Below are 13,632 nucleotides of genomic sequence, written 5' to 3'. Positions count from 1 at the left end.
AAAGGTCCAGTTTCAGCATTTGCAATAACAGAAGCAAGTGTTAAGCATGAATTTTTTTATCTGCAATTGCATCCGTGAGGGTCTGTGAGAAATTCAATCCTAGTTCACGTCCTAGAGTGTCCGCCCAGCGTGGGATAGTGAGTGTTTTCTTTACTGGCTCTTGACTGCCCAAATACCTTGCAACGTCCACCATCACCATGGAGATAAAAGACTTGCTAGAATCGTAAACCATCTCAAAATCCTCATTACGGAAGGGGTTATTATCTACTAATGACAAAGTGTTTATAGAAGACGGGGTAGGAATGTCTCTTCCATTTTCGATATAATCAGCTAAGTTCATGCCTAACCAATCGCTAGCCATTGCCATAGCGTCTGCCATATCTTCGCCCTGAGTTGCTGAATGCTCAAAATCAGGGAAAGTTACAAAGTAAGGGGCGTTAGCTCCGTCTGTATCATCATAATAAAATAAAGCTGGATAAGTGACAAGCATAGTTTACCTCCAAAAGAAAACAAGCGGTAGACTGTTGTTATAACAGCCCTGCTTGCTTTTTGATACCCCTTTCGGTGTATTTGTTAATTTCACCGTGGGGAATGGTTATAGGTCGCTCGCCTGCTTTTTCAAGTTTAACGTGCGACCCCTTACCACCTTTGGTCTTTGTCCAACCATGGGCGGTAAGTAGCTTAACCATTTCTTTTTGTGTCATAGGCATAGCGCTTTTACCTCCTGACAAGATTATTATACCATACGTATTACACGTGTTCAACCATAAAAATCAGAAAATGTCTGAAATTTGTGACTGATACTCAATGAAAATCAAAAAAGACCAGGATTTCTCCCGGTCTTAGCGACTATTGATCGCCTTCATGGTCCGCTTAATATCACGGTCTTGCTCACGGCGTTTGATGGACTCTCGCTTGTCGTAATCGTGCTTACCTTTGGCAAGCCCAATCAGGACCTTGGCAAAGCCGTCCTTGATATAGACCTTGAGCGGCACCAGGGTCATCCCCGTTCCCTTGACCTCATTGCCCAAGGACTCGATTTGCTTCTTCCGCAAGAGAAGTTTGCGGGTCCGCGTTGGCTCCTGGTTCCAGATATTGCCCTCATCATAGGGAGCGATATGGACATTGACCAACCAAGCCTCACCCTGCTTGATCTGGGCAAAGCCGTCCTTGAGGTTAATCCTCCCCGCACGAATCGACTTAATCTCCGTCCCCGTCAGGACCATCCCCGCCTCCACTGTATCAACAATGGTATAGTCGTGGCGGGCTTTTTTATTCTGTGCAATCACATTGCCCTCACCCTTGGCCATGCCTATCTCCTTTTCTTCTTGTTCTTTTTAGCCACTTCTTTGTAAAATGGTTTCTTTTTCTTGTCTGACTTTCCAGCCTTAGACTTGTGGTCTTTCCCAGACTTGTGACGTCCGCTATCGCGACCAGCAGCTTCTTGTTTGTGGTGCTTGCCCCGTCCTCGCCCTGACCGATCATCACGGTCACGGTTGGAGTGACTAGCCGTTCTCCGCTTGGCTTTCAAAGCTTTTTCTACGATATCCAGCTCGGACGGCACGTGGGCAAAATCGATTTCCCCTGTCATCTTGTCCGCCCGCGTTAGCTTGATACGAATTGGCTGACCGACACGGAAGACCCGACCGGATTTCTCACCCTGCAAGGTCAGAGTCCGCTCGTGGAACTGATAGTACTCGTTGAGGTTAGTGACATGAATCAAGCCTTCAACCGTATTTGGCAACTCGACAAAGAGCCCAAACTTGACTACGCTAGACACGACACCATCAAACTCTTGCCCGACAAATTCTTGCATGAACTCTGCCTTCTTCATAGCTTCGACTTCCCGCTCTGCCTCAATAGCACGGCGTTCTAAACTGGACGAAGACTTGGCAAGCTCAGGAATAACTTGCTCAAAATGCTCTGCTTTTTCCGCAGGATTGTGACCATACTCCCGCACCATACGGTGAACCAGCAGGTCAGGATAGCGGCGAATAGGACTGGTGAAGTGGGTGTAAAACTCCGCACCCAGTCCGTAGTGGCCGTGGTTGTGCTCCGAGTAGCGCGCCTGTTGCATGGAGCGAAGCAACATCATGTTGAGGACATCCGCATAAGGTTCATCCTTGACCCGCTCCATGAGATCCTGAAGGGCGTCCTGGCTGATAGAGCTGGCCGTACCATAGACCGTCAGACCGAAGCTGGTCGCATAGTCGATGAACTTCTGCAGCTTGTCTGACTTCGGCTCCTCGTGGATACGATAGATGAAAGGCAGGTCCAGCTTGGCAAAATGCTCAGCAACGCACTCATTGGCCGCCAGCATGAAGGACTCAATCATCCGCTCGGCAATCCCCCGCTGACGCAGTTGGATATCGACTGGCAGACCGTCCTTGTTGACGATGATTTTGGCTTCTGTCGTGTCAAAGTTGAGAGCTCCACGCTTGTACCGCATGGTTTCCAGGGTTTCGTGGAGTTTGACCATGAGGTCTACACTCGGCACGATTGCCTTGTATTTAGTAAGCTTTTCCTGATTGCCCGCAATCATGTCATTGACATCGGAATAGGTCATGCGGAAGGTGGTTTTGATGACCGTCTGGCCAATCCAGTGCTTGACCACCTTGCCCTTGCGGTCAATTTCCATAATAGCCGACTGGGTCAGACGATCCACATTTGGATTAAGGGAACAAATGCCATTTGACAAACGTTCTGGCAACATCGGCACCACACGGTCGGTCACATAGACAGAAGTCCCACGCTTGACAGCTTCCTGGTCCAAGGCAGAACCTTCGGTCACATAGTAACTGACATCAGCGATATGGACACCCAGCTCCAGATTGCCGTTCTTGAGCTGCTTGATGTGGACCGCATCGTCCAAGTCCTTGGCATCCGCACCGTCAATGGTGAAGATGATTTCATCTCGCAGGTCCAAGCGTCCTTCAAAGTCCTTCTCTGACGGACTTTCTGGCACCCGATTGGCCTCCGCCAAGACTTCATCAGGGAATTCCGACACGATGTCCATGGATTCCAAGACTTCCAAGACATCGATACCCACGTCATCCTTGTGACCCACTACATCCCGAATGGTCGCAACAAAGTGGTCCCGTTTCTTGTTTGGATAAGCCTCGATATCGACTTTGAGGATTTCCGTTCCGGTCAATACCAGAGGTGACTTCTTGATGTAAATCTTCTGAGCGATTTTCTGGTTTTTAGACTTGATGTAGCCTGCATATTCTGGCTTGTCTTCGTCAAAAACAATCAAGCCTACTGCAGTTTTCAGGCTATGTTCCAAAATATCAATGACTTCCGCTTCCGCAGCCGTCCCCTTGAGCCTGTCTGCTACTTTCTTGATCGCCACTTCCACTCGGTCGCCCTCAATAGCGAAGTTGACATCGTCACGACTGACAAAGAGATCATCTTCCTCCTCGTCAATGGTCACAAAGCCAAAACCTGACTTGTGGGCACGGAAAATACCCTGTAAGGTCACCTTGTTTTTGGACACTTTTGGAACTGGCAGAGCGATTCGACCCGCATTGTCAAAGACAAGCTGACGGCTACCTTCCATGCTAGAAACCAGCTTGACCAAGTCTGTAAAACTCTTGGCAGAGCTAGCTCCAAGCTGGTCTGCTAGTTGATCCATGGTCACAGGACCAACTGTTTTAATATAGTTTATAATTTCGTTTTTCATCTTGTACTTACCAAAGTGCTAGTTAAGAATCTAGCACTATTTCTCTTTCAGTCCTTTAGTTTATCTTTTATTACTGCGACGTACGAGGAAACTCCGTTTCCCTATTTCCAACTTCAAATAATTTCATCATTATTTGAACTCGCTTTGTCGTACTTCAGTACAGTCTGCAGCTCGTTGCCTAGTACTAAAAGCAAACTAAAAGACTGTATTTTGCGTTATATCCAGACGCAGTGGTTGATTGCTCCAACAATCAAATGATTGTTGGAGGTGGGAGATAGGATTTGCAAAGCAAATCTCAATAGTTCGCGAATAACGCTCCGAACCATACCTATTCAACCTATGCGGGGGTGGGCAGACGAACTCTTTATATAGTCATTTGAATTATCTTTGATACATCGTCACTTTCGCCTTGCCATACTTTAGTATAGCCTGCGCCTCAGTTCCTTGTCTGAAAGCTAATTCATTCGACTATACTTGTCGAGTTCTGGCCCACTCCCAAAAAAATAGACCAAGAACAAGTCCCAGTCCGATTTATCTACTTACTTGAAATGATAACAAGTGCCAGCGCATCCAGCATCCAAAGAAAAACAAGAATAGCTGTAATGCGTTGCATCACCGCTTCAAAACCACGGGCCTTTGTACGTTCAAATAAGGCTCCACTAGAAGAGTCAAAGACGTTGCTAGACTGGTTTTTAGCCGGTTGAATAAAAATCACTACAATCAAAATAACAGATAAAATCAACAGAATTGCTAATAATGCTTGATACATATTTTTTTCACTTTCTACAATAACTTATGACATTATACCATAAAACCTACTTAGTTTCAAGGTGGAGGGTTACTTTTCTCTCTTTTGGGCAGTATTTAAGGACTTCAATCTTATCTGGATGAGTCTTGGCGTTTTTGCTAGTCAAGTAGTTCTTACTACCACATTCTGAACATTGTAAATTGATTTTAACTCTCACTAAACATCCCTTACTTTCAAATAGTTTCTAAAATTGGTCAAAGACCAGATAAGGTTAAAGAGGACAAGTCCGCTCGACAGATAGAAAACCCAGTCATACCCCATGTGAGCAGCTACCGCAGACCCCATCATGGGACCAACTACAGAACCTAGATTATTAAAGAGTTGATTGTAGGAAAATATCCTTGAAATCCCTTCTTTGGGGGTCAACTTGGTCAAAAGAGAATTGACCGAAGGCAACAATGCTCCTGTCCCAAAACCATACATGAATCGCAACAAACCAAGCTGGAAAGGATTTTCTGCAAAAACACAGAAAACATTAATCAACAGACTATAAGTCAAAGCAATCAATAGAAGTCGATGATTGCCAATACGATCACCAATTTTCCCTAAATAACCTGATGTCACTAGCGATGCCATACCAGGCAAGGAAATGATAAAACCAGCAACAAATAACAGATTATCTGTCTGTCCCAAATGCCGCACGTAGAGGGTCAATATAGGAACAACAGCCTGAGCAGCTGCAATAATAATCATAGAAGTCACAAAAAGCCCAACCAGCATCTGCCGATCTTTCACCTGCTCAAATACCTCTTTAACCGACATCTCTTCGCCTTTTTTGATTGGAACAAAATCCTCTCGAATATAGAAAACGGTCAGTAACACAACGATAGCATAAAGAAGTCCCACCAGCAAAAATACCGTATGTACGCCAAACATCTCTGCTAAGATACCACCAAGCGTTGGTCCAATCAAGTTTCCAGCAACCGCACCCGTTGACAAGGTCCCCAGAGCATAGCCTGTCTTGTCCTTAGGTACCTGACTGGCTATCAGAGCCGTTGCATTTGGTATGTAGCCAGTGAACATCCCGTTCAAAACCCGCAGGACAATCAGCCAAAAAACATTGGGCACAAAGGCCATACCACCCATGGTAAAAATCATGGCAAAGGCTGCCCTTACCATCATGGGCTTACGTCCATAGCGGTCTGCCAGACTCCCCCAGATTGGTGCCATGACTGCTGCTGCCAAGGCATTGGCCGACACCGCCAGCCCTGCATAGTATTCCACCTGACCTGCTCCCACTCCCAACTCCTCGACAAAGACCGAGATAAAGGGCATGACCAAGGTAAAGCTGACACCCGTTAAGAAGTTCCCCAACCAAGCCACCTTCAAATTCTGCTTCCAATAACTACTACCGTCGTCCATCCTTTAATTCCTCCAAAAGCCGAGCAACCTGCACTAAGGTCGCCTCAACCGCTCCGCTATTGTCAATCACCACCTGGGCTTGCGACCGTTTTTCCTCTAAAGAAAGCTGAGCAGCCAGACGATTTTCCGCATCTTGAACAGCTAAACCATTACGTTTCATAAGCCGTTCCAACTGCTGCGCTCTATCGACATAAACTAGCCAGACTTCATTTACTTCCCCGCTATAATCTGCCTCATAAAGCAAAGGAATATCCATGAAAACAACTTGCTCCGTCTGTTTGAGAGCATCCCTTCTAGCCAACAATTCTTGCCTGATAATCTGGTCCTGCAAGACAGACAAACGAGCCCGCAACTTGCTATCCGCAAAAACAGCCTGGCCCAGCTTGAACCTATCTAGACTGCCATCAGCTGTCAGGATAGCTTCCCCAAACTCAGCCAGTAAGACCTGATAGAGCTCGCCGCCTTTAGCCTGTAATTCATGCACGACCGCATCCGCATCGATGACTGGATAACCTTGTTCTCTCAGAAAAGCTGTAACGGTTGATTTTCCAGAGGCGATGCCCCCTGTTAAACCGATAATTTTAGCCATCTTTCACCTGACACTTGGGACAGAAATGTGTCCCCCGTCCGCCCAGCTGGATTTTGACAATCTCCGTCTGGCAACGGGGACAAGCCTGTCCTGTCTTTCCGTAAACTTGTAAATAATCCTGCATAGTCCCATCCATGCCCAAGGCATTCTTATAGGTCCGAATGGTTGAGCCACCTTTTTCGATACCCAGTTGCAGAACTTCTATGGTAGCTTGGCGAAGGCTAGTTACCTGCTCTGCCGACAGCTGATTACTCGTTTGTGCAGGATGAACTTTAGCCTTGAACAAGACCTCATCGACATAAATATTGCCCAAACCAGCCACCAAAGACTGGTCCAAAAGATGCGACTTAATGGGCTTTCTCGACTTAGCTAACTTGGCTGCAAATTCTTTTAAGTCAAAATCTTCCTCCGTCGGCTCAGGACCAATTTTTCGACTGATAAAATAGGCACCCACATCTGCCTTGCCCAGCAGTTCCATTGTGCCAAACTTGCGGACATCTTGATAGACCAAGGTTGAACCGTCCGTAAAAGTAAAAAAGGCATGGAAATGCTTGTTGGCAGGCACCTGATCTGGAAAGAAATTGTACTTGCCCTCCATTCGCAAGTGAGAAATGAGGACATGGTCTGTCAGGTAAATCAAGAGATACTTGCCCCGACGAGCCACATCTAAAATCTCCTGACCAATCAAGTCCTGACAGAAGGCATCCACACCAGTCTTAATCATAGGGGCATAGGTCACCTTGACCTTTTCGATAACCTTTCCCTTAACCAACCGATTTAAACCACGACGAACCGTCTCAACCTCAGGCAATTCTGGCAATGTACGATACCAAGAGCGTAAAAAGCGACTGAAAATTAGGAGAGCGACGCTGTGTGACTTGCACACAAGAAGCTCTATCTATTTTCCGAGCTTTTAGCTCGGGTTCAAGTACGCAAACACTCGTCCTTTCTAACAAAACTACAGAGCAAATAGAAACCTGACCGACGGTGCTTCGACACCTAGGTCACGGTTGTGATTTTCAAAGAGTCGTAGGCGAGTTCAATTACATCACCTAATCGGCTTTCCTTTCTAAACTAAATTTTTGATTGATAACCTGTTAATCACTAGTCAAATCTAGAACATAGTGAACTGTTCGACTAACTTCTCGGAAGCCATATTTGATATGAAAGTTCTGGCTCAGTAGATTATCTAGTTCCGCATCAGACCCTAGTTGGCATATCCCTTGACTTTTAGCCCAACCCTCTGCAAAATTTAACAGTTCTTCCGCAATCCCTTGATTACGATAATTCGGACTAATAAAAATTCCTTCTAAATAGGCAACTGGACCCGCCTGACATCCTTCTACATAGTCGTGGCGAAGCGACAAACTAATCCACGCTATTGGCTCCTCACTTTGAGAGTAATACAAAAACTCAAAAGGAAACTCATTATTTGAAAATTTTTCTATCAAAACTTGCTCTTTTGTCTGCCAAACCTGACTTGCAAAAGTAGCCCAGATAGAAAGAGTCTGTTCATTAACTGCTCTAATCGTCATAATATCTCACCGTAACGACGGAAAACACCACAAAAGTGGTGCTTCACGCTTGAAATTAATTCATTTCTATTCTGTCGAGACAAGTCACACCAGGCTACCTCGCTCTCCAATTTCTTGGCTCGGGTTAAAAACGTTCTCCGGACGTTTTTAATACTCTTTCTCATTATAGCCAAAATCGGCGAGGTCTAGTTTTTTGTCACGCCAGTTTTTCTTGACCTTGACCCAGGTTTCTAGGAAGACCTTATCTCCTAGCATGAGTTCAATATCACGACGGGCCATGGAGCCGATTTTCTTGAGCATGGCTCCTTGCTTACCGATAATAATGCCTTTCTGGCTATCACGCTCTACCATAATCGTCGCTCGGATATGGACCTTGTCGGTAAATTCATCGCGTTTCATAGATTCGATAACAACTGCCACAGAGTGCGGAATTTCCTCACGGGTCAGGTGCAAGACCTTCTCCCGAATCATCTCAGATACCAAGAAACGTTCTGGGTGGTCAGTGATTTGGTCCGCTGGGAAATACTGGAAGCCTTCGTCCAGGTTTTCCTTGAGAATTTCCATGAGTCGGTTGACATTGTTCCCTTGGGTAGCAGAAATTGGCACAATTTCCTTGAAGTCCATCTGTTGACGGAAATCATCAATCTGTTCCAAAAGCTGGTCTGGATGAACCTTGTCAATCTTGTTAACAACGAGAATAACTGGAACCTTGACTTGTTTGAGGCGTTCCATAATCATGTCGTCACCCTTGCCTCGCTTTTCATCGGCTGGCACCATAAAGAGGACCGTATCCACTTCACGAAGGGTGCTATAGGCAGATTCTACCATAAAGTCACCCAAGGCCGTCTTAGGCTTGTGGATTCCTGGTGTGTCAATGAAGACAATCTGCTCTTCTTCAGTCGTATAAATGCCCATAATCTTATTACGGGTTGTCTGAGCCTTATCGCTCATGATAGCAATTTTTTGCCCCATTACGTAGTTGAGAAAGGTTGATTTCCCAACGTTTGGACGACCTAAAATCGCCACAAAACCTGAGTTAAATGTCATGTATTCTCCTTATATCGTCATTTAGTTTTTCTTTTATTACTTCGTTAACTCACCTTGGCTAACTCCAGTTATGCCTGCGGCTCGTTGCCTAGTACTAAAAGTAAACTAAAAGACTAAATTCTAAAAAATAAAGTCCCAAATTTTAGGCACAAAGATAATCAATCCTGTCAACAAGGCAAATCCTGAAACAAACAAGACTGCTCCTGCCGCCATGTCCTTAGCGTTTTTAGCTAGCATAGAAAAATGATAGCCTGATGCCAAATCCACCACATTTTCAATAGCTGAATTAACAATTTCAAAAGCGATAACCAGACTGATACTAAGCAAGAGGAAGAGCCATTCTGTCACAGATACTTGGAAAATAAGCCCCGCAAGCACAACAAGGATAGCTGAAGCAAGGTGCTTCCTCATATTGCGTTCTTCCTTGAATGCCGTAAACAGACCCGTTACTGCAAATTCTAGACTAGCGATCAATTCTCGGTTCTTCCAACGATTTTTTGAATTATTCTCTTGTAAGTCCATAGGCCGTCAAAATTTCTTCTTGTAAACCAAACATTTCTGCTTCTTCTTCTGGCGTATAATGATCATAGCCATTGATATGCAGAAAACCGTGTACAGCTAAAAAGCCCATTTCGCGCTCGTAGCTATGTCCATAATCTTCAGCTTGCTCACGCGCCTTATCGATAGAAATATACAATTCACCAATATAGGCATCGAAATCTTCCATCATTTCAGCCAATTCAGGATTGTCCAGTAAGTCTTCCTCAGCAAAGACAATTTCCGACTCTGGCTTATATTCTAGGCTGACAACATCTGTGGGACGGTCAATGCCTCGGTATTCCAAATTGACCTCATGGACACGAGCATTGTCCACAAAGGTCACAGCCATTTCCTTATTTTGCTTGCCAATTTTTTCGGCAGCAAACTGGAGCAATTCTGTAATCTGCTCCTGCATTTGAGCAGAAACCTGCCCCGTTTCATCAATCATTTCTATATACATAATCTTACATTCCTTTTACGATTCCATTATATCATAAAACCTATCAATGAGGGTTTTTTAATGATATAATATCCTCAGAAGCTAACAGAGGTATGCAACATGTTACAAACTCCAAAACATATAACAGCCATCATTGAGTCTCATCTGGACCAGATGACAAAATTAGAAAAACAAATTGCTAGTTATTTCACACAGTTAGACCCTGCAAGCGCTGACCTTAGCCAAGAATATACCATCTCACAACTCCACATTTCTCCATCTGCTCTGACCCGTTTTGCTAAAAAATGTGGTTTTTCCGGTTATCGAGAATTTGTCTTTGCCTTTCAGAATAACCAAGAATACCTGGACCAGCATTTTGAAAAATTGCAGCGCAGCTTAACAAAAAAGGTCTTGGTAGACTACGAAGAAATTCTAACTGCTACCAATAAACTGGTAGATGAGGAAAAATTGGAAGAAATTGCCAAACTGATTGACAGCAGCAAGCGTGTCTATTTCTACGGAATTGGCAGTTCTGGTTTGGTTGCCATGGAAATCAAGTCTCGATTTACACGACTTGGTGTGGTTTGTGATGCTATTACAGATAAAAACAACCTCATTTGGACAACCAATATCCTAGATCAGACCTGCTTGGTCATCGGGCTCTCCTTGTCCGGTCAGACAGAAGAAATCATGGAACATCTCCACCTGGCTGCTCAAAAGGGGATTCCTACTGCTCTGTTAACAACTAAGAGTTTTCCCCATCCACCTTTTGATCAAATCATTCCAGTCGCCTCTGTCCGCCATCTCAACTATGGCAACCGTATTTCACCCCAAATTCCCCTGCTCATCATGCTAGATATTATCTACGCCTATTTTTTAGCTATTGACAAGGAGAAAAAAGAGAATATTTTCAAGCAAACCATTAGAGAGTAATTCATCCGTCTTTCTACTTCACAACAATCTTAATAAAACAAAAAGCATTCAAAAATACCCGATAGGTACAGTTTGAATGCTTTTAATTCGCTTAAATATAACTCTATTCTTCAAGACCAAGAATTTGATTGATTTCTTGGCTATACAGAATAGCCTTACCTCCGAAAATAGCCTGTATTCCTCCTTTTACATCCAAAACAGCCGTTGCACCTATAGACTGAATAACTCCCTTATCCACAAGACCACTCTTTCTGAGCGATACTCTTAATCGAGTCGCACAGGCAGTTACATTCTCAATATTATCTGCTCCACCAAGAGCATCGATGATAGCAATTGCATTATCACGAAGACTAGAGCCGTTTGATAAAACTTTTTCAGAATGTGATGCTTGATCACTATTTTCCATACCAGGAACTAGCACGTGAAATTTGGTTACTAAAAATTTGAAAACTAGATAATAAACTGCTGCCCAAAGCAAGCCAACAGGAATCACATAAATCCAATTGGTTTTGTCATTTCCTTGGAAAACACCAAAAATCAAGTAATCAATAAGCCCACCAGAAAATGAGTTCCCAATACGAATTTGCAGGAGATCCGCCACTAAGAATGATAGTCCATCTAAAAATGCGTGAACAACATATAGCCATGGAGCAACAAACAAGAAAGAAAATTCGATTGGTTCAGTAATTCCTGTCAATAGGGAAGTTAATGCACTACTTGAATAAAAACTGCCAACCTTCTTACGATTTTCCTTAGGAATTGCGTGATACATAGCCAAACAAGATGCTGGTAGACCAAAAATCATCGTTGCAAATCGACCAGCAAAAAATCGAGTTCCATAAGTAAATAAGCCTGTGTGATTCGCATCTGCTAATTGAGCAAAGAAAATATTTTGCGCACCTTGGATTGTCTCACCTGCTACCACTTCACTTCCACCTAATGAGGTATACCAAAACATTGGATAGATGGTATGGTGCAAGCCAAATGCACCTGTCAAACGTAATCCAAAACCATATAAGAAAGTTCCAAAACTTCCCATCTCTGCTATTGCCTTACCAAAATCAACTAACAAATTCTGAATCGGTGGCCAAATTATATAAAAAATGGAGCCAATCGCAATTGCTGCAAATGATGAAATAATTGGAATAAAGCGAGAGCCCCCGAAGAAACCAAGAAAGGCTGGTAATTCAATTTTTCGATATTTATTGTGTAAAGTTGCAACAGTGATACCAATCGCTAAAGCGCCCAAAACTCCAGTATCAATGCTTGCTCCCTTATCTGCAAAAAGAGTTAAAAATCCACTAATAGTAGCCGTATAAACCAAGTATGCAACCCCAGCAGATAGGCCAGCAGTCCCCTTATCAGCATCTGCCAAACCTACAGCAACACCAATTGCAAAAATCAATGCTAAATTCGCAAATACCGCACTACCTGCCGTACTCATGATAGTGAATACAGCTTGCAACCACGCTTGATCCAATACAGGGAATTGTGCTACAGCATTACTATTTGATAAGGCGCCTCCAATTCCCAGTAAGAGACCAGCAACAGGCAAAATTGAGATTGGCAGCATAAAGGCCTGCCCTAGCTGAGAAAACTTCTTAAAATTCATACTCCATTCCTTTCTATAACCTATTTATTATTTATGTAAAGCACTAATAAACCGCTCTGCGATTTCCTTTGGACGTGTGATTGCACCGCCTACAACAATTCCTGCCACACCTAAATCATGAATAATTTTTACTTGGTCAGGATAGTGTATTTTTCCTTCCGCTATCACATCGATACCTGCTCGGCACAAGCGGTCAACCAATTCAATATCTGGACCCTCCTCCTGCCTACTATAGGATGTATACCCCGAAAGTGTTGTCCCAATGAAATCGATGCCTGCTTCATAAGCAGTTAATCCTTCCTCAAAGGTTGAAATATCTGCCATAAAAAGTTGTTCGGGGTATTTTTCCTTGATTTGATTAATGAAATCAACAATATCGAGTCCGTCATAACGCTCACGCTTGGTACAATCAAGAGCAATGACTTCAATATCTAGAGCTGCTAACTCGTCTACTTCTCGCATCGTAGCCGTAATAAAGGGCTCTTGTGGAGGATAGTCTCGCTTGATAATTCCGATAATTGGTAAAGTAGTTACTTCTTTTATCTCCTTAATATCTCGTACACTATTGGCCCGAATACCGACAGCACCTGCTTCTTGGGCAGCCTTGACTAGTAAAGGCATAATACCGCCTTCTTCCCGATACAGAGGTTCGCCTGGCAAAGCCTGACAGGAAATGATAATTCCATCTTTTATCTGTTCTTTTAGAACTTCCTTACTGATCTTGCCCATTAATTTCTCCTTTCTATTCCTGGATCCTGGATAGCGCTTACAATATTATTATATAGCACATTAACTTTTTTTCAATCCCAGTTCCTCATTTAAAATCTAATTTCTATTTTGAAAGAAAATAGTCTTCTTTTGAAAATAGTTTCAACATTTTATACCTCTTCTAAAACTAGTTTTAAAAAACAAAGGCCATCTCATACTCAATGAAAATCAAAAGTAGCCTAGGAAACGAAGCCGAAGATAGAACTGGAGTTCATCAAGGCAAGTTGACAACGGATAATTTTGATTTTCGAAGAGTATCAAATGTATATTAGGAAAATCACACTTGGTTAATTCAAAAAAACTAGTTAGGATAACGT

General features: G+C 43.5%; 16 protein-coding genes. 1 reads left to right on the top strand and 15 read right to left on the bottom strand.

The window, feature by feature from the left end; translation table 11 throughout:
* Window positions 1-40: 40 nt before the first annotated feature.
* The 13 genes from P7J49_RS00900 to ybeY all read right to left on the bottom strand — a co-directional run bounded on the left by P7J49_RS00900 (window position 41) and on the right by ybeY (window position 10,023).
* On the bottom strand, window positions 41-490 hold the full coding sequence (locus tag P7J49_RS00900) for a type II toxin-antitoxin system HicB family antitoxin (protein ID WP_029186287.1): 450 nt from the start codon (window positions 488-490) through the stop codon (window positions 41-43).
* 37 nt (window positions 491-527) lie between these two features.
* Window positions 528-710: a type II toxin-antitoxin system HicA family toxin gene (locus P7J49_RS00895; RefSeq protein ID WP_014637653.1), complete on the bottom strand. Its 183-nt coding sequence runs from the start codon at window positions 708-710 to the stop codon at window positions 528-530.
* Between the two features lie 132 nt (window positions 711-842).
* Window positions 843-1,310 (bottom strand): SsrA-binding protein SmpB, encoded by a 468-nt coding sequence (gene smpB, locus P7J49_RS00890; RefSeq protein WP_002935771.1) that lies wholly within the window; start codon window positions 1,308-1,310, stop codon window positions 843-845.
* Between the two features lie 2 nt (window positions 1,311-1,312).
* Entirely contained in the window at window positions 1,313-3,682 is a 2,370-nt protein-coding gene (gene rnr, locus P7J49_RS00885) for a ribonuclease R (RefSeq protein WP_408568830.1), read from the bottom strand.
* A 535-nt stretch (window positions 3,683-4,217) separates the two neighbouring features.
* The gene (gene secG, locus P7J49_RS00880) at window positions 4,218-4,451 is read right to left on the bottom strand and encodes a preprotein translocase subunit SecG (protein WP_002935768.1); all 234 of its coding nucleotides are present in this window, start codon (window positions 4,449-4,451) and stop codon (window positions 4,218-4,220) included.
* A gap of 46 nt (window positions 4,452-4,497) precedes the next feature.
* A complete protein-coding gene (gene rpmG / locus P7J49_RS00875; protein ID WP_012775228.1) occupies window positions 4,498-4,647 on the bottom strand; it encodes a 50S ribosomal protein L33 in 150 nt (49 codons plus the stop codon).
* Complete coding sequence (locus P7J49_RS00870; protein ID WP_408568828.1) at window positions 4,647-5,852, bottom strand: multidrug efflux MFS transporter; 1,206 nt, start codon at window positions 5,850-5,852, stop codon at window positions 4,647-4,649. The genes rpmG and P7J49_RS00870 overlap by 1 nt, the downstream gene beginning before the upstream one ends.
* Window positions 5,839-6,441: a dephospho-CoA kinase gene (coaE, locus tag P7J49_RS00865; protein WP_099777126.1), complete on the bottom strand. Its 603-nt coding sequence runs from the start codon at window positions 6,439-6,441 to the stop codon at window positions 5,839-5,841. Before coaE ends, P7J49_RS00870 begins: the two co-directional genes overlap by 14 nt.
* Window positions 6,434-7,261, bottom strand: coding sequence for a DNA-formamidopyrimidine glycosylase (mutM, locus tag P7J49_RS00860; protein WP_044781789.1), 828 nt, complete (start codon window positions 7,259-7,261; stop codon window positions 6,434-6,436). Before mutM ends, coaE begins: the two co-directional genes overlap by 8 nt.
* 277 nt (window positions 7,262-7,538) lie before the next feature.
* Window positions 7,539-7,976, bottom strand: coding sequence for a GNAT family N-acetyltransferase (locus P7J49_RS00855; protein WP_205031781.1), 438 nt, complete (start codon window positions 7,974-7,976; stop codon window positions 7,539-7,541).
* A 147-nt stretch (window positions 7,977-8,123) separates the two neighbouring features.
* Window positions 8,124-9,023, bottom strand: a complete 900-nt coding sequence (gene era, locus P7J49_RS00850; RefSeq protein ID WP_408568825.1) for a GTPase Era — start codon at window positions 9,021-9,023, stop codon at window positions 8,124-8,126.
* A 120-nt stretch (window positions 9,024-9,143) separates the two neighbouring features.
* Window positions 9,144-9,545, bottom strand: coding sequence for a diacylglycerol kinase family protein (locus tag P7J49_RS00845; RefSeq protein ID WP_408568823.1), 402 nt, complete (start codon window positions 9,543-9,545; stop codon window positions 9,144-9,146).
* Window positions 9,526-10,023, bottom strand: a complete 498-nt coding sequence (ybeY, locus tag P7J49_RS00840) for an rRNA maturation RNase YbeY (protein ID WP_408568821.1) — start codon at window positions 10,021-10,023, stop codon at window positions 9,526-9,528. Before ybeY ends, P7J49_RS00845 begins: the two co-directional genes overlap by 20 nt.
* 99 nt (window positions 10,024-10,122) lie before the next feature.
* Here ybeY and P7J49_RS00835 point away from each other — a divergent pair, with 99 nt between their 5' ends.
* Window positions 10,123-10,935, top strand: a complete 813-nt coding sequence (locus P7J49_RS00835; protein ID WP_408568819.1) for a MurR/RpiR family transcriptional regulator — start codon at window positions 10,123-10,125, stop codon at window positions 10,933-10,935.
* A gap of 103 nt (window positions 10,936-11,038) precedes the next feature.
* Here P7J49_RS00835 and P7J49_RS00830 read toward each other — a convergent pair whose 3' ends face one another.
* Both P7J49_RS00830 and P7J49_RS00825 read right to left on the bottom strand, forming a co-directional pair.
* Window positions 11,039-12,547 (bottom strand): PTS transporter subunit EIIC, encoded by a 1,509-nt coding sequence (locus P7J49_RS00830; RefSeq protein ID WP_408568817.1) that lies wholly within the window; start codon window positions 12,545-12,547, stop codon window positions 11,039-11,041.
* 27 nt (window positions 12,548-12,574) lie between these two features.
* Window positions 12,575-13,276 carry an N-acetylmannosamine-6-phosphate 2-epimerase gene (locus tag P7J49_RS00825; RefSeq protein WP_408568816.1) on the bottom strand — a complete coding sequence of 234 codons (702 nt, stop codon included), beginning with the start codon at window positions 13,274-13,276 and terminating at the stop codon, window positions 12,575-12,577.
* Window positions 13,277-13,632 lie beyond the last annotated feature (356 nt).

This window comes from Streptococcus suis, assembly GCF_046032515.1.
Classification (GTDB): Bacteria; Bacillota; Bacilli; order Lactobacillales; family Streptococcaceae; genus Streptococcus; species Streptococcus suis_AL.
The sequence above is the reverse complement of the archived record's forward strand: the minus strand, read 5'-3'. Positions and strand labels throughout refer to the sequence as shown.